The sequence below is a fragment of the Nocardioides palaemonis genome (assembly GCF_018275325.1).
In the GTDB taxonomy this organism is placed as follows: domain Bacteria; phylum Actinomycetota; class Actinomycetes; order Propionibacteriales; family Nocardioidaceae; genus Nocardioides; species Nocardioides palaemonis.
Genome location: NZ_JAGVQR010000001.1, coordinates 1,630,316 through 1,653,150, shown reverse-complemented (window position 1 = coordinate 1,653,150; position 22,835 = coordinate 1,630,316). Strand labels below are relative to the sequence as shown.

The window sequence follows — 22,835 nt, the reverse complement described above, 5'->3', positions numbered from 1 at the left end:
TCCTGCTCACCACGCTCCGCATCACGACCTCCCCGACGTCGATGACCATCACGACGTCTGCGCCCGAGTCTCGCGGGCGCCGCGGGGCGGGCGCATCCGCAGAACTACCGATCTCGGGCGGGTGCCGCCTCGTCGTCGCGGCCGGCCTCGGCACGCGCGGCACGCCGTGCGCGCACGCCGGCATCGGTGCAGAAGCCCTCACCACTGCGCTTGAGGCACAGCAGCCCGAGCAGGCTGCCCTCCGCGCCGACGACGGCGAGCCGTCGGCGTCCGGAGGCGCGCATCGAGCGCCGGACCTCGTCGGCCGCGAGGTCGGCGTGGACGGTACGACCCGCGAGCCGGGCGTGGGTGAGCGCGCTGTCGCGGGCACCGCCCCGGTCCGGGAGGTCGTCACGCACCAGCGTGCCCAGGAGCGGCTCACCGACCCGACCGGTCGCGGTCAGCAGCACGATGTGGACGTGCGAGCTCGCGAGCACGTCCCGGGCGTCCGCGAGCGTGCTGGACGCGGCCAGCACGATCGGTGCCCGGAGCATCACGTCGTCGACCCGGTGCTCCTCCACGACAGCCATGATGCGCCACCGGGGGCCGGCACGTCCCACCCGGAGGGTGCTCCTAGAGGTCGACCTCGCCCCGCACCCGGGTGACGGCGTCGCCCGACACCCACACCTGGCCGTCGGCGGCCTCCAGCCGGACGCGGCCCTCACGACCGATCACGCTGCCCTGCCGGGAGGTGTACGTCGTCGGCAGCGCGCCGCTGCCGATCAGCCACTGCGCGAGACCGGCGTTGGCGCTGCCGGTGACCGGGTCCTCGGTGAAGTCGCGGCCGTCGGCGAAGAACGCCCGGACCTCGACGTCGGCGCCGAGGTCCGCGGCTCGCGCGTCGTCCCAGCGCCCGAGCACGGTGACCTTGAGGTCGGTGAAGGCCGCGAGGTCCGGCTCCAGCGCCACGACGGCGTCGGCCGACCCGAGGTCGACCCCGACCCACCCGGGTCCGTTGTCGATCCACGCCAGGTCGCGCACCGCGGACGCGTCGACCGCGAGCCCGGCGAGGATCCGCTCGCGCAGCGCGTCGTCCACGGGCCCCGAGCGCACCAGCGGCGGTGCCGCGAACCCGAGCCGCGGCGAGCGGCGTACGTCGACCAGCCCGGCACCGCACTCCTGCACCACGACGTCGCCACGCGGAGCTCCCCCGGCCTCCAGCCAGGCGTGGGCGCTGCCGATCGTCGGGTGGCCCGCGAAGGGCAGCTCACCGGCCGGCGTCCAGATCCGCACCCGGTAGTCCGCGGCCGGGTCGGTCGGCGTGCACAGGAACGTCGTCTCGGACAGGTTGGTCCACCGCGCGAAGTCCGCCATCTGCGCGTCGGTCACGCCGTCGGCGTCGTGCACGACGGCGAGCGGGTTGCCGAGCCACGGCTCGGCACTGAACACGTCGACCTGGCGGAAGGGCAGCACCCGCCGATCCAATCAGAGGTGGGCGCTCCAGCGCCGCCCGGCCTCGTCGGCCGCGGCCGCGACCAGGGCGACGAGCTCGGGCCGGTCCGGGACCGGGAACGAGACGTACCCGCCGCGACCGCCGGCCACGGGACGGCCGTACGCCTTGGCCGCCGTCGAGCCGTCGGGCAGCAGCCGGATCGTCAGGGTCTGGAGCTCGAACTCGACGTCGCGGCGGGTGTCGCGCCACCGCAGGTCCTCGGGGACGGCGACGTTGATCGCCAGGGCAGTGACCTCGACGCCGTCGTCCATGCCCTCAGCCTCCCACGTCCGCCGAGTCGGCAGAAGATCTCTGACGACCCCGCCGAGTCGGCAGAAAGTCGACCACGACCGCGTCGAGTCGGCGCGAAGTTACTGCCGACTCGGCGTGCCCCCGGCGAAGTTACTGCCGACTCGGCGTCCTCCCGGCGAAGTTCGCGCCGACTCGGCAGGTTTTCCTGCGCAGTTGCTGCCGAGTCAGCGGGGAGCGAGGTGCACCAGCGCCTGGCGGTAGCCGTCGATCCCCTGACCGGCGATGGTCAGCGCGGCGTGGGGCTCGACGACGGAGGTGTGGCGGAACTCCTCGGCGCGCTGCTTCGGGTCGGAGATGTGCACCTCGACCAGCGGCGCGGTCAGCTGGGCGCAGGCGTCCCAGAGGGCGAGCGAGTAGTGGGTCCACGCGCCGGCGTTGAGCACGACCGGGACGACGTCGTCGGCGGCGGCGTTGAGCCAGTCGAGCAGGTCGCCCTCGTGGTTGGTCTGGCGCACCTCGACGTGGAGCCCGAGCTCGCGTCCCCACTCCACGCACTGGTGCGCGAGCTCGGCGTGGGTCGTGGAGCCGTAGATCTCCGGCTGCCGGCGGCCGAGCCGGCCGAGGTTGGGGCCGTTTAGGACGAGGACCCGGGTGCGGTCGGTCATGAGGGGAGCGTACGGCTCCGCGCGGCGCGCACGTCGTCGCTGTCCGGGAGGGACGGGGCGATCCAGTCGGACGGCGGCCGCCAGGTCGTCCACTCCTCGTCGAGCACCCACGAGCCGCCCTCGACGACCTCGGCCCGCGCCCACTCCGCGATCGCGTGGATCTCCTCGGCCTGAGCGACGCCGAGCACTCCGCTGTCCACCGCGGCTCCCAGCTCGTCGGCGTCCTTGAGCCAGAGCCGGTCGTCGGCGTCGAGCCAGAGGTCGAGGACCAGGTCCCGGGTGTTGGTCTCCTCACCGCGTCGGCGGTGGGTCAGCTCGAGGTTGACGTAGTGACCCGCCAGCGAGCCGTCGTCCTCTCGGAAGACCCAGACCGACCATGGGCGCCCAGTAGGCGCGATGCGGAGGATGCCGCTGCCCTGCCACCGCCCCAGCGTCGGGACCCGCACGCCGAGGAACCGCTCCGCCAGGGGCCGGTCACGCAGCGCGAGCCCGTCGTCCGGCGCCGACGACAACACCTCGGTGTCGCTCGCCAGCCACGCCACCAGGCCGCGCTCGTCGTCGCGGACCACGCGCATCGGGTCGCAGCGTCGGCCGTAGCGCCATTGGACGACCTCGCCCGCGGGAAGGAACGGTCTCGTGCCGGCCGGGCGCCACGGTCCGTCCCCCTCGGCCCGGCGCAGGTCGTCCAGCACCGCCAGGTCGACCTCGCGCGGGGCCGCCGCACCGGTCAGCCGCTGCATGGTGCCGCCGGACTCGCTGACGGCCGTCTCGTCCCCCGAAGCCTCAGTCACCCGGCGGACGATAGCGCCGCGTAGGCCGCACGCAGGTCGTCCTCGCCGGGGCCGGCCAGGATCCGCGGGACCGCGAGGTCGTCGAGGACGACGAAGCGCAGCTGCGAGCCGCGGGCCTTCTTGTCGACCCTCATCGCCGCATGGAGGTCGTCGAAGGAGGCGACGTCGTACGCGACGGGCAGCCCCACCCGGGACAGCACCGCGCGGTGCCGCTCGACGACGGCAGGCTCGAGCGAGCCGGCGCGTGCCGCGAGCTCGGCGACGAAGACGCATCCGATCGCGACGGCCTCGCCGTGGCGCACCGCGTAGTCGCTGGTGCGCTCGATCGCGTGGGCGAGGGTGTGGCCGTAGTTGAGGACCTCGCGGCCCGGGTGGCCACCGGACCCGCCGGTCTCCTTGAGGTCGTCGACGACCACGTCGACCTTGACCCGGATCGCGCGCTCGACCAGCTCGCGCAGCTCGGGCGAGTCCCACGTGAGGGCGGCGGGATCGGTGCGCTCGACGAGCTCGAGGATCGCGGGGTCGGCGACGAAGCCGCACTTGACCACCTCGCCGAGCCCGGCGACGAGCTCCGCACGCGGGAGCGACTCCAGGAGCGCGAGGTCGCACAGCACGCCCGCGGGCTCGTGGAACGCACCGACGAGGTTCTTGCCGGCGCCGGTGTTGATGCCGGTCTTGCCGCCCACGGCTGCGTCGACCATCGCGAGGAGCGTGGTCGGCACGTGCACGACGCGTACGCCGCGCAGCCAGCTCGCAGCCACGAACCCGCCGAGGTCGGTGGTCGCTCCCCCGCCGATGGTGACGACGGCGTCCGACCGGGTGAAGCCGGCCTCGCCGAGCGCCTCCCAGCAGTCCGCGGCCACCGGTGCGGTCTTGGCCCGCTCGCCGTCGGGCAGTCCCAGCGCCAGCACGTCGTAGTGCTCGACCAGTGCGTCGACGACCGGGTCGGCGAGCGCCCCCAGGGTGCCGGCGTAGAGCACGGCGACGCGCTGGACCGACTCCCCCAGCATCCCGGGCAGCCGGTCGGCGAGGCCGTGGCCGACCACGACGTCGTAGGGCGAGGCGCCGCCGACGTGGATGACGGTGTCGGTGGGGCTCATCCGAGCAGCTCGCGGACCTCGTCGGCGACCTCGCCGGGCGTACGGCCGTCGGTCTCGACGACGTGGTCGGCCACCGACTCGTAGACCGGGGTGCGCTCGTCGAGCAGCGCCTTGATGCGCGCCCGCACGTTGCCGAGCAGCAGCGGCCGCCCGACGCCGAGGCCGACGCGGCGCACGGCGTCGGACAGCCCGACCCGCAGGAACACGACGGTCACGTCGGCGAGCGCCGCGCGCGTCTCGGGGCGCAGCACGGCCCCGCCGCCGAGGGCCAGGACGCCGTCGTGCTCGGCCAGCGCCGCAGTCACGGCGGCCGCCTCGAGGTCGCGGAAGTGCTCCTCCCCGGACTCCACGAAGATGTCGGCGATCTCGCGACCGCTCGTGGCGACGATGTCGGCGTCGGTGTCGCGGACCGGCACGCCCCAGGCGTCGCCGAGCAGGCCGGCGACGGTCGTCTTGCCGGCCCCCATCGGGCCGACGAGCACCACGCGGGGAGCCACGGCGCTCACCGGAACCGGAGGGTGTCGAGGTACGACTCGGCGTTGCGCCGGGTCTCGGCGACCGAGTCGCCGCCGAACTTCTCGACGACGGCGTCGGCCAGCACCAGCGCCACCATCGCCTCGGCCACGATGCCGGCGGCCGGGACCGCGCACACGTCGGAGCGCTGGTGGTGGGCGACGGCGGCCTCGCCCGTGGCGACGTCGACGGTCCGCAGGGCCCGCGGGACGGTGGCGATCGGCTTCATCGCCGCACGCACGCGCAGCGCCTCCCCGGTCGACATGCCGCCCTCGGTGCCGCCGGAACGGCCGGACGTGCGGCGCAGGCCCTCGTCGGTCGACACGATCTCGTCGTGCGCGAGCGAGCCGGGCGTGTCGGCGAGCTCGAAGCCGTCGCCGACCTCGACGCCCTTGATCGCCTGGATCCCCATCAGCGCGCCCGCGAGGCGCGCGTCGAGGCGACGGTCCCAGTGGACGTGGGAGCCGAGGCCCGGGGGCAGGCCATGGACGACCACCTCCACGACGCCGCCGAGGGTGTCGCCGTCCTTGTGGGCCTGGTCGATGCGCGCCACCATCGCGGCGCTCGCGTCGGGGTCGAGGCAGCGCACCTCGTCGGCGTCGAGACGGGCGACGTCGTCGGGGCCGGGGACGACGCCCGCGGGCGCCTTCACGCCGCCGAGCGAGACGACGTGGGACACGATCCGCGCGCCGACGGCCTGCTCGAGGAAGTTGGAGGCCACCCGGCCGAGCGCGACGCGCGCGGCGGTCTCGCGGGCGGAGGCGCGCTCGAGGATCGGGCGTGCCTCGTCGAAGTCGTACTTCTGCATGCCGACGAGGTCAGCGTGCCCGGGGCGGGGGCGGGTCAGCGCCGCGTTGCGGGCGAGCGCGTCGAGCTCCACCGGGTCGACGGGGTCGGCCGACATGACCTTCTCCCACTTCGGCCACTCGGTGTTGCCGACCTCGATCGCCACCGGGCCGCCCTGCGTCTCACCGTGGCGCACGCCGCCGAGCACCCGCACCTGGTCCTGCTCGAACTTCATCCGCGCGCCGCGGCCGTAGCCGAGGCGGCGGCGGGCCAGCGAGTCGGCGAGGTCGTCGGTCGTGACGCGGACGTGGGCGGGCAGCCCCTCGAGGATCGCCACCAGCGAGGGACCGTGGGACTCGCCTGCTGTGAGCCATCGGAGCATGGCGCCAGTCTCTCAGCCCCAGACACGCGCGCCGAGCGCGGTCCCCCAGACGAGACCCACCAGGGCGCCGGCGAGCATCGCCGGTCCGAAGGGGTACGCCTTGCGCACCAGCGTCAGGTCACGCCGCACGAGCGCCAGCAGCACGCCGGGCACGCCGAGGGCCACGAAGCCGGACCACAGTCCCAGCGCGACCGCGCCCCAGCCCTCCCAGCCCAGCACCAGGCCGACGAGGGCGGCGAGCCGCACGTCGCCGAAGCCGAGGCCGGTCGCGTGGACGAACCACAGCACCCAGAAGAACGACCGCGCGACGACCATCGCCACCACCGCCCGCACCAGGGCGTCACGCTGGTCCGTGGCGAGGCCGACGACCAGCACGGCGGCGAGCGCCGCGAGCGTCGCCGGGACGACGATGCGCCGCGGCAGCAGCCGCGTGTGCCAGTCGACGAAGGCCAGGGCGACCGCGACCGGCACCAGCGGGGCGAGCCAGACCAGCGACCACACGAGCCCCTGGGTGGCGCCGACCACCCCGCCCAGCACGCCGGCCACCACCGCGCAGCGCCAGCCCAGGCCGGGACGGGCGGCCAGCTCGGCGTAGGGCGGAGGCGGGGTCTCCCCCTCGGGCAGCGGTGTCGAGGGCGGCTCGGGCTCGGGCAGCTGGGCGAGGACGAACGGCACGAGCAGGCCCCCGAGGGCGGCGACGAGCGCGGCCAGCAGCGAGGCGAGCACGGTGTCGTTCACGTCGGGCTCCGTCCGGCGAGCGCGCGCTCGCCCGCCTCCCTCATGGCCTCCAGCGGTGCCTGCAGGCCGGTGAACAGATCGAACTGCATCACGGCCTGGTGGACCAGCAGGTCCAGCCCACCCACGAGCACGCGGTCGCCGGCGGACGCGGCCAGGGGCGTGGGCCAGGGGTCGTAGAGCACCTCGAACAGGACCGGCGCGGGCGCACACCTGGCGACCAGCTCCGGGGTCTGTGCCACGGCAGGGACGGTGGAGACCACGACGTCCACGTCGAGCGGGTCGTCGCCGGCGAGTGCGCCGGTCGTCACCTCGGGCCCCGACGGGTGCGCGCGCAGCGCGCGTACGGTCTCCTCCGCCCGGGACGGGTCGCGGACGAGCACCCGCAGCGACCGTGCGCCGAGGTCGGCCAGGGCGAGCCCCGTCGACGTGGCCGTCGCGCCGCCACCGAGCACCGCCGCCGACGCCAGCGGCAACGACGTGCGCTCGCGGACGGCCGCCGCCGCGCCGGGCAGGTCGGTGTTGTCACCGCTCAGGAATCCGTCGTCGGCCAGCACCAGCGTGTTGACCGCGCCCGCCAGCCGCGCGCGGTCGGTCACCCGATCGGCCAGCGCCATCGCCTCGCGCTTGAGCGGCATCGTGAGCGACAGCCCGCGCCACTCCGGGTCGAGCCCGTCGAGGAACCCGGCCAGCCCGCCGGCCGGCACCCGGTGCGCGTCGTAGCGCCAGTCGAGGCCGAGCGCGGCGTAGCCGGCGCGGTGCAGGACCGGGGACAGCGAGTGGGCGACCGGGTCCCCCAGCACGCCGCAGCGCCGCGCGCTCACCCCCGGCCGCTCCCGCCGTGCAGACGCTCGTTCAGCACCGGTCCGACGTCTCGCAGTAGGCCTTGTACTCGTCGCGGCCCTCGAGGAACCCGTCGTAGGTCTCGTAGAACTTCGTCTCACCCGTGGAGAGGTCGACGGTGACGTAGTAGTACCAGCCGCCCTCCTCCGGGTTCGCGGCCGCGGCGATCGCCTCGTCACCGGGTGCCTCGATCGGCGTCGGCGGCAGCCCGGCGTTGATGCGGGTGTTGTAGGGCGTGTCCTCCGCCAGCTGCTCGGGCGTCAGCTCGGTGGAGCCGGGCGACAGGCCCAGGCCGTAGGCGATGGCCGCGTCGATGCCGAGGGTGCCGTTGGTGCCGCCCTTGTCGCCGGGGCCGTCGAGACGGTTGTAGATGACCCGCGAGATCTTCGGCATGTCCGAGCCGCGCCCCTCCGCCTGGATGAGCGAGGCGATGATCATCAGCTCGCCCGGGGTGTGGCCGAGCTCGGCCGCCTTCTCCTCCAGACCGGCCTCGTCCGCGGCCTGCTGCCAGCGCGCCACCATCATCTTGAGGATCGCCAGCGGCTTCATGCCGGGCTTGATCTCGTAGGTCGCCGGGAAGAGGTAGCCCTCGGCGTTGCCGTCGGCGTAGTCGGGCAGCCCGATCTTGTCGGGCTTCTGCAGGGCCCGGTCGAAGGCCGCCTCGGAGAAGTCGGTGCCCTCGGCGAGGGTCGAGACGATCTCGGTGAGGCGCAGGCCCTCGGGGATGGTGACGGTCGGGAAGCCGATCAGGTTCGCGGGATCGATGAGGACCTCGAGCGCGTCGGAGGCCTTCATCTCCTTCTTCAGCTCGTAGGCGCCGACCTGGATGCCGCTCGAGTCCGGCTCACCGGCGGCGGCGTCGATGAACGCCTGGACCGACTTGGTCACTCCCTCGGCCTTGAGGTTGCGCCCGATCTGCGCGACGGAGTCGCCCTCGTTGACGTCGAACTGCACGGAGCCGGTGCCGGGTCCGGCGAAGTCGTCCGGGCCCTGGAACTGGTCGGAGACCCACTCCACGCCCTTGGTGAGCCCGACGTAGAAGCCGCCCACGAGCACCGCCATCGCGACCAGGACGGCCAGGCAGCCCTTGCCGCCGCGGCGCTTGCGCCGCTTGCCGCCGGGGACGTACTCGTAGGGCTCGTCGTCGCGGTCGTCCTCGACGGGGGCCTGGTGCTCACTCATCGTTCACCTCGACGATCTCTCCGGGGGCCTGTCCGCTCGACCGCTCCGTGTCGAGGGCAGTCTGCAGGATCAGCACGGCAGCTGCCTGGTCGACCACGGCACGCCGTTTCGCCCCACGCCGGCCCTGCTCGCGCAGGATCGACTCGGCCGAGACCGTGGTCAGTCGTTCATCACACAGCCTGACAGGGACGGGTGCAACTCGGCGCGCCACCGTGGCGGCGAAGTCGCGGACCTTGGCGGCCGCCGGGCCCTCGGTGCCGCTGAGCGACCGCGGCAGCCCGACCACGACCTCCACCGCCTCGTGCTCGACGACGAGGGCAGCGAGCCGACGCACGTCGCCGGACCCCCGCCGCACCGTCTCCACGGGAGTGGCGAGGAAGCCCGAGGGGTCGCTGCGGGCGACACCGATCCGGGAGTCCCCCGGGTCGATGCCCAGCCGTACGCCGAACCGCACGCTCAGCCCTGCGCGGCGCGGGCGCCGACCTCGGTGGCGACCAGCGCCAGGGCCTCGTCGATCCGGGACGCGTCGGTGCCGCCGCCCTGGGCGACGTCGTCCTTGCCGCCGCCCTTGCCGCCGAGCAGCGGCCCGACCGCGCGGACCAGCTCGCCGGCGGACAGGCCGCGCGCCCGCGCCTCGTCGTTGGTGGCGGCCACCACGGACACCTTGCCGTCGGCCTGCCCCACGATCACCACGACCCCGGGCTCGCCCTGGGGCAGCCGGCCGCGCACGTCCATCGCGAGGTTGCGGACGTCGCCGCCGGACGCGCCGTCGGCACGGTGGGCGACCAGGCGCACCGGACCGACCTGCGTGGCACCGGCCGCCAGGTCGGCGCTGGCGCCGAGCAGCTGCGCGAGGCGCGCCTTCTCCAGCTCCTTCTCCACCGACTTCAGGCGCTCGGTGAGGCCCTGCACGCGCGACACGAGGTCGTCGGGCTGGGTCTTGAGCAGGCCGGTGAGCTGGGCGACGACGTCGCGCTCACGGGCGAGGTAGCCGAAGCCCTCGACGCCCGTGAGCGCCTCGATGCGGCGGTTGCCGGAGCCGACGCTCGTCTCGCCGGTGACGACGACCGTGCCGATCTGCGAGGAGTGGTCGACGTGCGTGCCACCACAGAGCTCGCGGGACCAGGGTCCGCCGATCTCGACGACCCGCACCTTAGTGTTGTCGTAGGTCTCGCCGAAGAGCGCGATCGCGCCCCACTCCTTGGCCTGCTCCAGCGTCATGTAGTCCCACGCGACCGGGAGGTCGGCGCGCAGCGCCTGCTGGCTGACCAGCTCGACGTCGCGCACCTGCTCGGGCGTGAGCGCCTGCGTCCAGCCGAAGTCGAGGCGGAGGTAGCCGGGCCGGTTGTAGGAGCCGGACTGCAGGGCGGTCGGGCCGAGCACCTCACGCAGCGCGGCGTGCACCACGTGGGTGCCGGAGTGGGCCTGGCGGGCGCCGGTGCGCCACTCGGGGTCGACCCGCGCGTGCACCTCGCGGCCCGCGTCGAGCTCACCCTCGAGCACCCGGACCTGGTGCACCACCAGGCCCTTGATCGGGCGCTGGACGTCGACGACCTCGAGCACCCCGCCGTCGAAGACGATCCGGCCCGCGTCGGCGACCTGGCCACCCGACTCGGCGTAGAACGGGGTGCGGTCGAGCACCAGCTCGCCGACCTCGCCCTCACCGAGGCGCTGGACCGCGCTCCCCCCGCTGAGCAGCGCCAGGGGGCGGGACTCGGTCTCGAGCGTCTCGTAGGCCAGCCACTCGGTGGGGCCGTGCTCGTCGAAGATCCCGCGGTAGACCGCGGTGTCGCCGTGCGCGCCCTTCTTGGCGCGGGCGTCGGCCTTGGCGCGCTCGCGCTGCTCGGCCATCAGGCCGCGGAAGCCCGCCTCGTCCACCTGGAGGCCTGCCTCGGCGGCCATCTCCAGGGTGAGGTCGATCGGGAAGCCGTAGGTGTCGTGGAGCGCGAAGGCGCGCTCGCCCGACAGCGTGGTCCCGCCGGTCTGCTTCACCTCGTCGGCGGCGGTGTCGAAGATCTGGGTGCCCGCCTGCAGGGTCTTGCGGAACGCGTCCTCCTCGGCGAACGCGACCTGCGAGATGCGCGGCCAGTCGGACAAGAGGTTGTCGTAGGTCTCGCCCATCTTGTCGCGCGAGACCGGCATCAGCTCGGGCAGCACCCGGTCCTCGCAGCCGAGCAGCCGCATCGACCGGACGGCGCGGCGCAGCAGCCGGCGCAGGACGTAGCCGCGCCCGTCGTTGCCCGGCGTGACGCCGTCGCCGATGAGCATCATCGAGGAGCGGACGTGGTCGGCCACGACGCGGAAGCGGACGTCGTCGGCCGGGTCGGCACCGTACTTCTTGCCGGTGAGCTCCTCGGCCTTCTCGATGACGGGGTACATCACGTCGATCTCGTACATGTTGTTCTTGCCCTGGAGCAGGAACGCGACGCGGTCGAGGCCCATGCCGGTGTCGATGTTCTTCTTCGGCAGCGAGCCGGAGATGTCGAAGTCGGACTTCGAGCGGACCGCGCTGAGCTCGTCCTGCATGAAGACGAGGTTCCAGAACTCCAGCAGCCGGTCCTCGAGCTCGACCGGCATGTCGGGCCCGAGGGTGGCCGGGTCGAAGTCCGGGCCCCACTCGGGACCGCGGTCGTAGAGGATCTCCGAGCACGGGCCGCCCGGGCCCGGCACGCCCATCGACCAGTAGTTCTCCTTGGGGCCGAGCTGGACGATCCGCTCGCGGGGCAGCCCGGTGACCTTCATCCAGAGGCCGATCGCCTCCTCGTCGCCCACCAGCACCGAGGGGTAGAGCCGGTCGGGGTCGAGGCCGTAGCCGCCGTCGTCGACCGACTTCGTGATGAGGGTCCACGCCAGCTCGATGGCGCCCTCCTTGAAGTAGTCGCCGAAGGAGAAGTTGCCGCACATCTCGAAGAACGTGCCGTGGCGGGTGGTCTTGCCGACGTCCTCGATGTCGGGGGTGCGCACGCACTTCTGGATGCTGGTGGCGCGGTCGTAGGGCGGCGTCTCCTGGCCGAGGAAGTAGGGCTTGAACGGCACCATGCCGGCCGGGACGAACAGCAGGTTCGGGTCGTCGGCGAGCAGCGAGGCGGACGGCACCACGGCGTGACCGGCGGCCTCGAAGTGCGCGAGGAAGCGGCGGCGGATCTCGGCGGTGTCCATCAGTGGGGGTCCTTCATCTCGTCGGTGGTTGAGGTGCGAGCGCGGTGTGCATCCCTGGGGGGAGCCTCGAAACCAGGTTCCAGCTCGTGCAGTCCATGAGGTCGGAGCCCGAGCTGCTCCCGCAGCTCCGTTTCACGCTCGTCGTGGCCCTGGCGGACCTCCTCGGCGAACAGGCGGGCGCCGACCTGCCAGCCGCGGACGCGGTCGCGCAGGCCGTCGGCGGTCAGGGACTCCGCGACGCGACGGGCGCGGGCAGCGGCGTAGACCCCGACCCCCGCCCCGGCGACGAACCAGAGAGGGCGTCCCATCAGGCGACGTCCTCCCCGACCTCGGCCGGACGGCCCGCCGACCGCTCGCGGGCACGGAACTCGCGCAGCGCCTGCTTCATCTCCGCGCGGCGCTCGCGTCCGGCGCGCCTGGTCTCCTGGCGCACGTGGAAGCGGACCCGGTTGCGGCTCTCGGCCGACAGCGCGCGACGCACACCGTGGGTCCAGGACGCGGCCGCGACGACCGCCTCGCGCGCCACGATGTCGGTGAAGAGCCGCCCGTCGATCTCCCGCGCCGCCTGCTGCACCTCGGCGTCCGACCGCAGCGCGGTGATCACGAAGGTCGCGGCGTCGTCGCCGGCCGGGGCCGGAGGTGCCGTGGTGACGGGTGACTCCAGGAGCGCGACACGGTCGGCCAGGTCGCGGGCCAGTGCGTCGGCCCGGGCCTCGGCACGGACCGCGCGGGTGCGGGCGCGCAGGCCGACGACCAGCGCCACGAGCGCCAGCACCGAGGCCGCTGCCGTGGTGGCCACCAGCCACGCCTGCTCCGTCGTCACCCGGACAGCCTATAAGCCGCGCCGGTCAGCGCTCGACGTAGAGGTCCTTGTAGTTGGGCGTCCCCATCGAGGAGTCGCCGCTGGGGTTGCCGACGCCGGTCCCGAACGCGAACAGCCGGTTGATGTCGGCGACCGGCACCACCGGGAACCAGCGCTCCATCACCTCCCGCTCGAGGTCGGCCCACGCGTCGGCCTGCTCGTCGATCGGCAGGGTCGCGATCCGGTCCATCTCGTCGTCGACCGACGGCTCGGAGAAGCGCGCGGTGTTGAAGGTCGCGCCCGTGCGAAGCAGGGTCGGCAGCAGCGCGGATCCGCCGGGCCATCCCGGGCACACGTTGGCGGCCCGGACGTTGAGCCTCCGGTCCAGCTCGTCGTCCGGGTTGAGCCAGGTGTCGTACGGCGACTCCTGGACGGGGATCGCCTTCACCGAGAAGCCGCCTGCCTCCAGTCCGGTGGTGACCTGGTCCTGGGCGGCACGGACCTGCGGGTCGAGCTCGAAGTAGATCATCGTGAGCGGGTAGGGCTCGTCGGCGTAGCCCGCCTCGGCGAGGAGCTCGCGGGCGTGGGCAGGGTCGTAGGTGATGACTTCCTCGCCGACCTGCACGTCACGGTGCCCGGGCATGCCTGGCGGCATCAGCGAGTGAGCGCGCACCCGCGTCACGTTGGCGACCTCGCCCGCCGCCTGCCAGACGTCCTCGTAGGGGAAGGCGTAGGCCAGCGCGCGGCGCACCCGCACGTCGGTGATCTTCGTGTAGTCGGGCGTCACGGTCGCGACGCAGCTGGTGGGCGTCTGCACCAGCCGGTCCCCGAGCAGGCGCTCGGCCTCCCGGTAGCGACCCGAGCCGACCGAGGTGGACAGCGCGTCACGACCGCGGGGGCTGCCGGACAGCATGATCTCGTCGACCTTGGCCTGGTCCTGGGTGAACTTGAAGACCCAGCGCTCGGGGTACTGGTGGCGTGCCGGGTCGGACGCGGCGTCCCACTCCTCGTTGCGCACCAGCACCAGCTGCTCGTAGGGGTCCCAGCGCTCCACCTCGTAGGGCCCGTTGGCGAGCGGTCGCTGGCGGTACGCCACCGGGTCCGAGGCGTCGCCGAGCGGCACCGGGCCCATCGCCATGAAGGCGCCGTAGTAGTCCATGTCGGGGAACGGTCGGGACATCCGGATCGTGAGGTCCTGCCCGTCGACCGAGATGCCGTCCCAGTCCGCGCAGTCCGGGTCGTCGCCCGCGTAGGGACCGTCGTAGCCGTCGGCCCCGAGGAAGTAGGTGCGGGCGTACTCGCTCCCGGGGCCGTGGGAGAACTCCTCGATGTCGAGGGAGCGGCAGATCCCGAAGGCCACCTCCTCGGCGGTGACGGGCGAGCCGTCCTCCCACGTCGCGTCGTCGCGGATGGTGAAGGTCCACTCGGTGTAGTCGTCGTTGTGGCGGCCCAGGTCGGTGGCGAGGTCGGGCACCAGCACGGCGCCGCCGTCCTCGCCGCGCGCGTACTGGGTCAGCGAGCGGCTGACGAGCCCCTGCTGGATCGGGTTGCCCACAGCCGACAACGCGCCCGAGGGATCGAGGGTGTCCGGACCCGGCGCGCCCGGCAGGTAGACCGTGAGCGTGCCGCCCTCGTCGGCGCCCGGGACCGGGACGGCGGGACCGGTCCTCGTGGCGTCCTTCACGGCGGGGCCGGTCTCGACGAACAGCCGCTCGGACTCCGGTCGGTCGCGGTCGTCGGGGTCGCCCGGGCCGCCCCAGCAGGAGGCCAGCGCGAGCAGCGCGGCTCCGGTCGTGAGGACTGCCAGCGGCCTGGTCCTGGTCATCGTGCTGCTCTTCCCCCGTCGAGGCCGGTCCGTCCGGTCACCGGAGGAAGTCCATCACGAGAGGGGCGGCTCCGCGCAGACATCGGTCGACCGGGTGGTGTGCTACCGGCCACGTACGATCCGGCGCACCCGCTCCCACCGCTCCCGCACGCCGGCCTCGGCGCCCAGGCTGGTCGGGGTGTAGTAGCTCGCGTCGGCGAGCGCGTCCGGGAGGTACTGCTGCTCGACGACGCCGTAGGGCTCGTCGTGGGGGTACGCGTAGCCCTTCCCGTGGCCGAGGTCCTTCGCACCGCCGTAGTGGGCGTCGCGCAGGTGGGCCGGCACCTGGCCGATCTTCCCGGCGCGGACGTCGGAGATGGCCGCGTCGATGGCGGTGATCACCGCGTTGGACTTCGGCGCGACGGCGAGGTGGATGGTGGCCTGGGCGAGGTTGATCCGGGCCTCGGGCATCCCGATCAGCTGGACCGCCTGCGCAGCGGCGACCGCGGCCTGGAGCGCGGTGGGGTCGGCCAGGCCGATGTCCTCGCTGGCGTGCACCACGAGCCGGCGAGCGATGAACCGCGGGTCCTCCCCCGCCTCGATCATCCGGGCGAGGTAGTGGAGCGCCGCGTCGGGGTCGGAGCCCCGGATCGACTTGATGAACGCGCTGATGACGTCGTAGTGCTGGTCGCCCTGGCGGTCGTAGCGCACAGCAGCCTGGTCGACGGCGGTCTCGGCGGTCGCGAGGTCGATGGCGTCCTGGCCGTTGCTCGCCGCCGCCCCGGCCGCCGCCTCGAGGTAGGTCAGCGCACGACGCGCGTCCCCGCCCGCGAAACGTACGAGGTGGTCGCGCGCGTCGTCGTCCAGCGTGGTCGAGCCGCCCAGGCCGCGCTCGTCGGCGACGGCCTGGTCGATCACCTCGGCGACGTCGTCGTCGGTGAGCGACTGCAGGCGCAGCAGCAGGCTGCGCGAGAGCAGCGGGCTGATGACGGAGAAGAAGGGGTTCTCCGTCGTGGCGGCGATGAGGGTCACCCAGCGGTTCTCCACCCCCGGCAGCAGGGCGTCCTGCTGGGCCTTGGTGAAGCGGTGGACCTCGTCGACGAACAGCACCGTCTCCTGGCCGCTGCGCACCAGCTCGGCGCGGGCGCCGTCGATCGCGGCCCGCACCTCCTTCACCCCGGCCGCGACCGCCGAGACCTCGACGAACCGGCGGCGGGTCTGCTGGCTGACGATCGCCGCGATCGTCGTCTTGCCGGTCCCGGGCGGACCCCAGAGCAGGAGCGACATCGACTGGTCGCCCTCGACCAGCCGGCGCAGCGGTGAGCCCGCCGCGCGCAGCTGCTGCTGGCCGACGAGCTCGTCGATCGTCCGCGGTCGCATCCGCACCGCGAGCGGCGCCGAGGCGAACGTGTTGGCTCCGAGGGACCCGGCGCCCGGGTCTCCCCCGGACACGGAACCGGGCGCGGGTTGCCCCGCGCCCGGAATCTCGAACAGGCCGTCCACGCGACCGAGTATCCCAGTCCCGGCTCGGTGGCCGGGACCGGGACCCGGGTCAGGCCCCGGTGGTCTGCTTGGTCTTCAGGTCGTACCAGGTCTTCTCGTAGCCCGGGATGGTGAGCTGCGTGTTCGACGGCACGGCTCCGGGGACCGGGCTGCCCTGGTCGTCGACACCGAGCAGCTCGGTCGTCACCGGCGTCGCCGGGTGGGCACCGAGCTCGCCGGCGAAGTGGCAGGCGACCTTGTGGCGCGAGCCGATCTGGAGCAGCGGCGGCTCCACCTTCGCGCAGATCTCCTGCGCGAACTGGCAGCGGGTCCGGAAGCGACAGCCCGACGGCGGGTTGATGGGGCTCGGGACGTCGCCCTCGAGCCGGATCCGCTCGCGCCGACCACCGACCGCCGCCTGCTTCACGTCGGGCACCGCGGACAGCAGCGCCTGGGTGTAGGGGTGGTGCGGGCGGCCGTAGATGGTCTCGCGGTCACCGATCTCGACGATCTTGCCGAGGTACATGACCGCGATCTCCGGGCAGAAGTGGCGCACGATCGCCAGGTCGTGGGCGATGAAGAGGAACGCCACGTCGAACTCGCGCTGGATGTCCTGGAGCAGGTTGACCACCTGCGCCTGGATCGACACGTCGAGCGCGGAGACCGGCTCGTCGGCCACGAGGACCTTCGGGTTGAGCGTCAGCGCACGGGCGATGCCGATGCGCTGGCGCTGGCCGCCGGAGAACTCGTTGGGGTAGCGGTTGTAGTGCTCGGGGTTGAGGCCCACGACCTCGAGCAGCTCCTGGACCCGCTTGAGGACCTGGTTCTTCGGGACGACGTTGTGCACCTCGAGCGGCGCACCGACGATCGTGCCGACCGTGTGGCGCGGGTTGAGCGAGGTGTAGGGGTCCTGGAAGATCATCTGCACGTCGCGGCGCAGCGGCTTCATCTCGCGGTTGGAGAGCTTGGCCAGGTCCTGGCCGTCGAACATCATCGACCCGCCCGTGGGCTTGTAGAGCCGGGTGATGAGGCGACCGGTCGTCGACTTGCCGCAGCCGGACTCGCCGACCATGCCGAGCGACCCACCCTTGGGCACCTCGAACGAGATCCCGTCGACCGCCTGCACGTGGCCGATGGTGCGGCGCACCAGGCCGGACGACTTCACCGGGAAGTACATCTTCAGGTTGTCGACGGTCAGCACCGCCGGGGCGTCCGGGTCGAGCTCGCTGGCGGCACGACCCAGGTCGGCGAGGTCCAGGTTCTCGTGGGCGAGCTCGTGGTCCTCCGTCAGGTCGTGACGGTCGTCGAGCACGCGGTCACCGGTCTCGGCCGCGTTGGCGCCCACCTCGGTGGGCTCGATCGAGGCGCGGGCGTTGGGGTCCTGGGTCATCGGGTCTCCTCGACGAGGTCGGGGGCGATCTCGGGCAGCACCTCGGTCTGGTAGACCCCGACGGGGTCGGCGAGGTGGCACCGCTTGAGGTGCGCCGTGCCCGAGCTGGCCGGGAGCAGCTCGGGGAGCTGGGTGCTGCACAGGTCACCGGCGACCTTGTCGGAGTGCACGCAACGCGGGTGGAACGAGCAGCCCGACGGCGGCCGCAGCAGGCTGGGCGGGTTGCCCGGGATCGGGATCAGGCGCGCGTCGGTGGAGGCGCTGACGTCCGGGATGCTCGAGAGCAGGCCCCAGGTGTAGGGCATCTCGGGCGTGGTGAGGATCTGCTTGGCCGTGCCGTACTCCACGCAGCGACCGGCGTACATCACGAGGACGTCGTCGGCCATCTCGGCGATCACGCCGAGGTCGTGGGTGATGATGATGACGGCCGAGTTGAACTCGCGCTGCAGGTCCTGGAGCAGGTCGAGGATCTGCGCCTGCACCGTCACGTCGAGCGCGGTGGTCGGCTCGTCGGCGATCAGCAGCGACGGGTCGTTGATGAGGCCCATCGCGATCATCGCGCGCTGGCGCATGCCGCCGGAGAACTGGTGCGGGAAGTCGTCCACGCGACGGTCCGGCTGCGGGATGCCGACGCGGTCGAGCATCTCGATCGCCTTGCGACGGGCGTCGCGCTTGGAGGCGCCCGAGTGGTGGACGAGGTAGGCCTCCTCGAGCTGCTTGCCGATCTTGTAGAAGGGGTGCAGCGCGGCGAGCGCGTCCTGGAAGATCATCGCCATCGCGTTGCCGCGCAGGCCGCGCATGCGCGACTCGCTGAGGCCGACGACCTCGGTGCCGCCGACGCGGATCGAGCCGGAGATCTGGGCCGACTTCGCGTCGTGCAGGCCCATCACGGCCATGCTGGACACGGACTTGCCGGAGCCGGACTCGCCGACGATGCCGAGGGTCTTGCCCCGCTCCACCGAATAGCTCAGCCCGCTCACCGCGGTCACCGGGCCGTCCTCGGTCGGGAAGGTCACCTTCAGGTCCTCGACGACGAGGAACGGACCGTCGGACTCGGCCGCCGCGGCGGCGCTGGTCTGGGTCATGGGAACACTGGTCACGAGAGCCTCACCCTCGGGTCGAGGACGGAGTAGACGACGTCCACGAGCAGGTTGGAGATGATCAGGACGACGGCGCTGAACAGGGCGGTGGCCTGCACGACCGGCAGGTCCTTGCCCTGCACCGCCTGGAGGCTCCAGTAGCCGATGCCCTGGATCTCGAAGATGCGCTCGGTGAAGATCGTGCCGGCCAGCAGGGTGCCGAAGTCGATGCCGAAGATGGTGACGACGGGCACCAGGGCGGCGCGCAGGCCGTGCTTGTAGACGATGGTCCGCGTGGGCAGGCCCTTGGCCTTGGCGGTGCGGATGTAGTCCTCGCTCAGCGCCTCGACCATCGCGCCGCGGGTGAAACGGGTGTACTGCGTGCACCCGAAGATGCCGAGCGCGACCCACGCCAGGAACATGCCGCTGAACCACTTCCACGGCCCGTCACCGATCGGTGAGAAGTAGCCGGTGTCGCTGAAGAGCGGCACCTGGAAGGTGATGGTCAGGTAGAGCCAGGTCAGCAGCGCGAACAGGTAGTACGGGATCGAGCTGATGAACAGGAAGCTCGAGACGAGCGCCTTGTCGGAGACCGAGCCGCGGCGTCTGGCCGCCGCCACCCCGATCGGGATGCCGAAGAGCAGGTAGAGGAAGGCGCCGCCGATGGCCACGGAGAACGTCGCCGGCATGCGGTCGACCAGCTCCTCCTTGACCGGCTGCTTGGTGCGGTAGCTCAGGCCCAGGCAGGGGGCGTCGCACCGGTAGTCGTTCGAGGCGATCGTGAGGGTGCGTCCGACGAAGATGCCGGAGACATACTTGCCGTACTCCTCGTAGACCGGGTTGTTGTAGCCCAGGGTCTTCTCGTAGGTCGCCAGCTTCGCCTGGGTGCACCGGTTGCTGGTCTCTCGGTCGCAGATCGGCTGGGCCGGACTCGAGGGTCCGTACCAGAACAGCAGGAAGATCGCCATCGAGACCAGCGTCACGACGAGGACTCCCGAGATCAGCCTCTTCACGATATACGCGAACATCGCAGGTCACTCTCCGGGGATGGTGGATGAGTCGGACCCCCCGAGGCAGGAAGCCTACTGGGTCCGCGCTGCCGTGTGGGGGTCCCCGGATCGGGAACCCCCACACGTCAGTGTTGCTTGGGTGGTGCTCGGGTGCTCAGGTGGAGCGGGTGCCCCCGGGGCCGGGCCGTGGCCAGGCCCCGGGGAGCGCCGGGATCACTGCATCACGTACAGGTCCTTGTAGTTCGGCGCACCGATCGAGCCGTCACCGGTCGGGTTGCCGACCTTGGTGCCGAACACGAACAGGTCGTTGCGGAACGCGGTCGGGATGATCGGGAAGTAGTCCGTCATGATCTTCTCGTCCAGCGCGCCCCAGGCGTCGGCCTGGTCCTCGAGCGGGAGGGTGGCGATGTTGTCCATCTCGTCGTCGACCGAGGACTCGGAGAAGCCCGCGGTGTTGTAGACGGCGTCGGTCTTCAGCAGCGGCGGGATCATGGTCGAGCCGGCCGGCCAGTCCGAGCACCAGTTGACGCCACGGAGGTTGAGGGTCTTGTTGACCTTGTTGTCGGGGTCGAGCCACACGTTGTAGGGCGACTCCTGGACCGGGATGGCCTTGACCGAGAAGCCGGAGGCCTCGAAGCCCTTGGTGATCTGGTCCTGGGTGGCCTTGGCCAGCGGGTCGACCTCGTAGTAGATCATGGTGATCGGGTACGGCATCTCGACGCCGGCCTCCTCCAGGAGGGCCTTCGCCTTCTCCGGGTCGTAGGTGATCTGCTCACCGTCGACCTGGAAGTCCTTCTTGCCCGCCATGCCGGGAGGCATGACCGAGTTGGCCGGGATGCGGGTCACGTCCGGAACCTCACCGCCGGCGATCCACACGTCGCGGTACGGGTACGCGTAGGCGAGGGCCTTGCGGACGCGGATGTCGTCGATCTTGGTGTAGTCAGGCGTCAGCGTGGAGACACACTGCGAGGTCTGCTGCACCAGGCGGTCGCCGAGCTGGCCGTTGGCGTCGTTGTACTTGTCCGAGCCGAGGCCGGTGGAGACGGCGGTCTGGCTGTCGGAGTTGTCCGACAGCATGATCTCGTCGACCTTGGCCTGGTCCTGGTTGAACTTGAACACGAACTCGTCGGCGTACTGGTGACGGGCCGGGTCGGAGTCAGCGGACCACTGGTCGTTCTTGACGAGGACGAGCTCCTCGTTGGGCTTGTAGCTGTCGACCTTGTAGGGGCCGTTGGACAGCGGCTTGGTGCCGTAGTTCGGCGGCTTGGACGCGTTGCCCAGCGGGGCCGGGCCCATCGCCATGAAGGCGCCCCAGTAGTCCATGTCCGGGAACGGCTTGGCCATCTTGATGGTGATGTCCTGGCCGTCGACCGAGATGCCCGACCACTTCTCGCAGTTGGGGTCCTTGCCGGTGTAGGGGCCCTCGTAGTCGGCCGCACCGTCGAAGTAGGCCTTCGAGTACTCGGTGCCGGGACCGGACGGGAACGCCTCGGAGTCCAGCGAGCGGCAGATGCCGAAGGCGACCTCCTCCGCGGTGACGGGCTTGCCGTCCTCCCACGTGGCGTCGTCACGGATGGTGAACGTCCACTCGGTGTAGTCGTCGTTGGGCGTGCCCAGGTCGGTGGCGAGGTCCGGGACCAGGACGGGCTGGCCGTCGTCGCCGCGCTTGTACTGGGTCAGCGAGCGGCTGGTGAGAGCCTGCTGGATCGAGTTGCCGGTGACCGACCATCCGGCAGTCGGGTCGAGCGTGTCCGGACCGGGGTCGCCGGGCAGGTAGACCGTGATGGTCCCACCGGCCGTGGCGCCGTCGATCTCGGCAGCAGGACCCTGGGCCCCGGCGTCCTTCGTGCCTCCGGTCTGCTCGCCGAACTCTCGCTTCTCCCCGCCGGTGGAGCCACCGTCGTCCGACCCGCCGCCACAGGCAGCAAGGGTCAGGAGAGCGGCGCCAGCGACGAGTGCGAGCGGCTTGTTCCGCTTCATGCTGTCCAGCCTTTCCTTTTTGTTCTCACCGAGGACGGCGTCTCCGGCGACGTGCGTGGTCCCGAGTCAGGAGCCCCGAGGCTCAGCGGCGGGTCTTGGGGTCCAGGGCGTCGCGGATCGCGTCGCCGAGGAGGTTGAGGGCCAGCACCAGGGCGACGATGCCGAGGAGCGGCTGCCACAGGAACTGGGGGTAGTCACGGAAGTAGGTCGGGGTCGCGGCCCGCAGGATCGTCTGGCCCCACGAGATGCCGTCGGAGACACCGATGCCGAGGTAGGCCAGGCCGGCCTCGGCGGCGACGAACGAGGGCAGCATCAGCGACACGCTGATGATGATCGGCGCCGCCAGGTTGGGCAGGAGCTCCTTGAACAGGATGCGGGAGGTCGGCATGCCCATCACGCGGGCCGCCTGCACGAACTCGCGCTCGCGCAGCGCGAGGACCTCACCGCGGATCAGGCGCGCGGTGCCCATCCAGCCGAAGAGCGCCAGGACGGCGACCAGGCTGAGCTTCTGAATGGTCTGGTAGTTGTCCGAGAGGTTGAACCGCTCGTTGAGGATCGGCGCCAGGGTCAGCGCGGCCAGCAGGAACGGGATCGTCAGGAACATGTCGATGAAGAACGACAGCACCTTGTCGATCGCGCCGCCGAGGAAGCCGGCCAGCAGGCCGACGATCACGCCGACGAGGCTCGCGACCAGCGTGGCGACCGTGGCGATCAGCAGCGAGGTGCGGCAGCCGTAGAGCCAGTAGGCGAGGTTGTCGTTGCCGGTCTGCGGGGCGACACCCATCGGGTGGTCCCAGGTGAACGGGCCGTTCGGCGGGCCCATCTCCGGCAGCGGCAGCGAGTTGTTGAGGCCGTCGACGCGCTCACTGGCGAGCGGGGTCTCGAGGCTGACGCCGAAGAGGTTGGCGATCGGGCCGGCGAACACGGCGCAGATCACGAAGAACAGCACGACCACGGCGCACACGACCGCAATCTTGTCCTTGGCGAGTCGACCCAACGCGATCCGGAGGGGGGACTTGCCCGAGATCTCCTTCGCCTGCTGGCTGTTGGGATCCTGGTGGTCCGGCTCCTGGCTCATCGAGCCGAGCGTCTCCGGTCCTGCGGTCTCTGCCGACATGCTCTCCCCATCTGGTTCGGGACTTTCGCGGCGCGGTCCGAGGGTCCCCCGGGCCCCTGCGCCGAACGGGACTCTATGTGACCCGCGCCGCACGCACGATCACCGACCGGTAACGATCGCGTTACGACGCGTTCGTCCGCGGTGTCCGGCAAACCTCACGCCGTTCGGTCATCGGACGGGACGTCCTCCGTCGCAGAGGCGCGTGGGAGGCAGGTCCTTCCACGCGACGACGCCCCCGCAGCCCCGGGGTCCCGGGGCTGCGGGGGCGCTGTCGCAGGCGCCACTCAGGGGC

Annotated in this window: 22 protein-coding genes; all 22 read right to left on the bottom strand. The window is 72.0% G+C overall.

Going from position 1 to position 22,835, the window contains the following annotated elements; translation table 11 throughout:
- Positions 1-104 precede the first annotated feature (104 nt).
- Complete coding sequence (locus KDN32_RS08085; RefSeq protein WP_211731503.1) at positions 105-560, bottom strand: CBS domain-containing protein; 456 nt, start codon at positions 558-560, stop codon at positions 105-107.
- A 52-nt stretch (positions 561-612) separates the two neighbouring features.
- On the bottom strand, positions 613-1,452 hold the full coding sequence (locus KDN32_RS08080) for a PhzF family phenazine biosynthesis protein (protein ID WP_307853838.1): 840 nt from the start codon (positions 1,450-1,452) through the stop codon (positions 613-615).
- A 12-nt stretch (positions 1,453-1,464) separates the two neighbouring features.
- Entirely contained in the window at positions 1,465-1,743 is a 279-nt protein-coding gene (locus KDN32_RS08075; RefSeq protein WP_211731502.1) for a hypothetical protein, read from the bottom strand.
- A gap of 204 nt (positions 1,744-1,947) precedes the next feature.
- Positions 1,948-2,388: a type II 3-dehydroquinate dehydratase gene (locus KDN32_RS08070; protein ID WP_211731501.1), complete on the bottom strand. Its 441-nt coding sequence runs from the start codon at positions 2,386-2,388 to the stop codon at positions 1,948-1,950.
- Entirely contained in the window at positions 2,385-3,179 is a 795-nt protein-coding gene (locus KDN32_RS08065; RefSeq protein WP_211731500.1) for a ribonuclease FAU-1 family protein, read from the bottom strand. The genes KDN32_RS08070 and KDN32_RS08065 overlap by 4 nt, the downstream gene beginning before the upstream one ends.
- The gene (gene aroB, locus KDN32_RS08060; protein ID WP_211731499.1) at positions 3,176-4,279 is read right to left on the bottom strand and encodes a 3-dehydroquinate synthase; all 1,104 of its coding nucleotides are present in this window, start codon (positions 4,277-4,279) and stop codon (positions 3,176-3,178) included. The genes KDN32_RS08065 and aroB overlap by 4 nt, the downstream gene beginning before the upstream one ends.
- Positions 4,276-4,776 carry a shikimate kinase gene (locus KDN32_RS08055; RefSeq protein ID WP_211731498.1) on the bottom strand — a complete coding sequence of 167 codons (501 nt, stop codon included), beginning with the start codon at positions 4,774-4,776 and terminating at the stop codon, positions 4,276-4,278. The genes aroB and KDN32_RS08055 overlap by 4 nt, the downstream gene beginning before the upstream one ends.
- Positions 4,777-4,781: 5 nt before the next feature.
- A complete protein-coding gene (aroC, locus tag KDN32_RS08050; protein ID WP_211731497.1) occupies positions 4,782-5,960 on the bottom strand; it encodes a chorismate synthase in 1,179 nt (392 codons plus the stop codon).
- Between the two features lie 12 nt (positions 5,961-5,972).
- Positions 5,973-6,698 carry a prepilin peptidase gene (locus KDN32_RS23270; protein ID WP_307853837.1) on the bottom strand — a complete coding sequence of 242 codons (726 nt, stop codon included), beginning with the start codon at positions 6,696-6,698 and terminating at the stop codon, positions 5,973-5,975.
- The gene (locus KDN32_RS08040; protein WP_211731496.1) at positions 6,695-7,519 is read right to left on the bottom strand and encodes a shikimate dehydrogenase; all 825 of its coding nucleotides are present in this window, start codon (positions 7,517-7,519) and stop codon (positions 6,695-6,697) included. Before KDN32_RS08040 ends, KDN32_RS23270 begins: the two co-directional genes overlap by 4 nt.
- Positions 7,520-7,550: 31 nt before the next feature.
- Positions 7,551-8,720, bottom strand: coding sequence for an endolytic transglycosylase MltG (gene mltG / locus KDN32_RS08035; protein ID WP_211731495.1), 1,170 nt, complete (start codon positions 8,718-8,720; stop codon positions 7,551-7,553).
- The gene (gene ruvX, locus KDN32_RS08030; RefSeq protein WP_211731494.1) at positions 8,713-9,174 is read right to left on the bottom strand and encodes a Holliday junction resolvase RuvX; all 462 of its coding nucleotides are present in this window, start codon (positions 9,172-9,174) and stop codon (positions 8,713-8,715) included. The genes mltG and ruvX overlap by 8 nt, the downstream gene beginning before the upstream one ends.
- A gap of 2 nt (positions 9,175-9,176) precedes the next feature.
- The gene (gene alaS, locus KDN32_RS08025; protein ID WP_211731493.1) at positions 9,177-11,879 is read right to left on the bottom strand and encodes an alanine--tRNA ligase; all 2,703 of its coding nucleotides are present in this window, start codon (positions 11,877-11,879) and stop codon (positions 9,177-9,179) included.
- Positions 11,879-12,187, bottom strand: coding sequence for a DUF6167 family protein (locus KDN32_RS08020; protein ID WP_211731492.1), 309 nt, complete (start codon positions 12,185-12,187; stop codon positions 11,879-11,881). Before KDN32_RS08020 ends, alaS begins: the two co-directional genes overlap by 1 nt.
- Complete coding sequence (locus KDN32_RS08015; protein ID WP_211731491.1) at positions 12,187-12,702, bottom strand: hypothetical protein; 516 nt, start codon at positions 12,700-12,702, stop codon at positions 12,187-12,189. The genes KDN32_RS08020 and KDN32_RS08015 overlap by 1 nt, the downstream gene beginning before the upstream one ends.
- A gap of 25 nt (positions 12,703-12,727) precedes the next feature.
- Entirely contained in the window at positions 12,728-14,506 is a 1,779-nt protein-coding gene (locus tag KDN32_RS08010) for an ABC transporter substrate-binding protein (RefSeq protein ID WP_211731490.1), read from the bottom strand.
- A gap of 102 nt (positions 14,507-14,608) precedes the next feature.
- Complete coding sequence (locus KDN32_RS08005; RefSeq protein ID WP_372446487.1) at positions 14,609-15,988, bottom strand: replication-associated recombination protein A; 1,380 nt, start codon at positions 15,986-15,988, stop codon at positions 14,609-14,611.
- Between the two features lie 49 nt (positions 15,989-16,037).
- Positions 16,038-17,357, bottom strand: coding sequence for an ABC transporter ATP-binding protein (locus tag KDN32_RS08000; protein WP_211731489.1), 1,320 nt, complete (start codon positions 17,355-17,357; stop codon positions 16,038-16,040).
- Positions 17,354-18,442 (bottom strand): ABC transporter ATP-binding protein, encoded by a 1,089-nt coding sequence (locus KDN32_RS07995; RefSeq protein WP_211731488.1) that lies wholly within the window; start codon positions 18,440-18,442, stop codon positions 17,354-17,356. Before KDN32_RS07995 ends, KDN32_RS08000 begins: the two co-directional genes overlap by 4 nt.
- An 11-nt stretch (positions 18,443-18,453) precedes the next feature.
- On the bottom strand, positions 18,454-19,464 hold the full coding sequence (locus KDN32_RS07990; protein ID WP_211731487.1) for an ABC transporter permease: 1,011 nt from the start codon (positions 19,462-19,464) through the stop codon (positions 18,454-18,456).
- Between the two features lie 195 nt (positions 19,465-19,659).
- Positions 19,660-21,426 carry an ABC transporter substrate-binding protein gene (locus KDN32_RS07985; RefSeq protein WP_211731486.1) on the bottom strand — a complete coding sequence of 589 codons (1,767 nt, stop codon included), beginning with the start codon at positions 21,424-21,426 and terminating at the stop codon, positions 19,660-19,662.
- 82 nt (positions 21,427-21,508) lie between these two features.
- The gene (locus tag KDN32_RS07980; protein WP_211731485.1) at positions 21,509-22,543 is read right to left on the bottom strand and encodes an ABC transporter permease; all 1,035 of its coding nucleotides are present in this window, start codon (positions 22,541-22,543) and stop codon (positions 21,509-21,511) included.
- Positions 22,544-22,835: the final 292 nt, after the last annotated feature.

Coding starts and splice junctions, on each gene's coding strand:
- mltG (WP_211731495.1), bottom strand. CDS start 8,720: ATGAGTGAGCACCAGGCCCCCGTCGAGGACGACCGCGACGACGAGCCC.
- KDN32_RS07980 (WP_211731485.1), bottom strand. CDS start 22,543: ATGTCGGCAGAGACCGCAGGACCGGAGACGCTCGGCTCGATGAGCCAG.
- KDN32_RS07995 (WP_211731488.1), bottom strand. CDS start 18,442: ATGACCCAGACCAGCGCCGCCGCGGCGGCCGAGTCCGACGGTCCGTTC.
- KDN32_RS08010 (WP_211731490.1), bottom strand. CDS start 14,506: ATGACCAGGACCAGGCCGCTGGCAGTCCTCACGACCGGAGCCGCGCTG.
- KDN32_RS08075 (WP_211731502.1), bottom strand. CDS start 1,743: ATGGACGACGGCGTCGAGGTCACTGCCCTGGCGATCAACGTCGCCGTC.
- KDN32_RS07990 (WP_211731487.1), bottom strand. CDS start 19,464: ATGTTCGCGTATATCGTGAAGAGGCTGATCTCGGGAGTCCTCGTCGTG.
- KDN32_RS08000 (WP_211731489.1), bottom strand. CDS start 17,357: ATGACCCAGGACCCCAACGCCCGCGCCTCGATCGAGCCCACCGAGGTG.
- KDN32_RS08020 (WP_211731492.1), bottom strand. CDS start 12,187: ATGGGACGCCCTCTCTGGTTCGTCGCCGGGGCGGGGGTCGGGGTCTAC.
- aroB (WP_211731499.1), bottom strand. CDS start 4,279: ATGAGCCCCACCGACACCGTCATCCACGTCGGCGGCGCCTCGCCCTAC.
- aroC (WP_211731497.1), bottom strand. CDS start 5,960: ATGCTCCGATGGCTCACAGCAGGCGAGTCCCACGGTCCCTCGCTGGTG.
- alaS (WP_211731493.1), bottom strand. CDS start 11,879: ATGGACACCGCCGAGATCCGCCGCCGCTTCCTCGCGCACTTCGAGGCC.
- KDN32_RS07985 (WP_211731486.1), bottom strand. CDS start 21,426: ATGAAGCGGAACAAGCCGCTCGCACTCGTCGCTGGCGCCGCTCTCCTG.
- KDN32_RS08070 (WP_211731501.1), bottom strand. CDS start 2,388: ATGACCGACCGCACCCGGGTCCTCGTCCTAAACGGCCCCAACCTCGGC.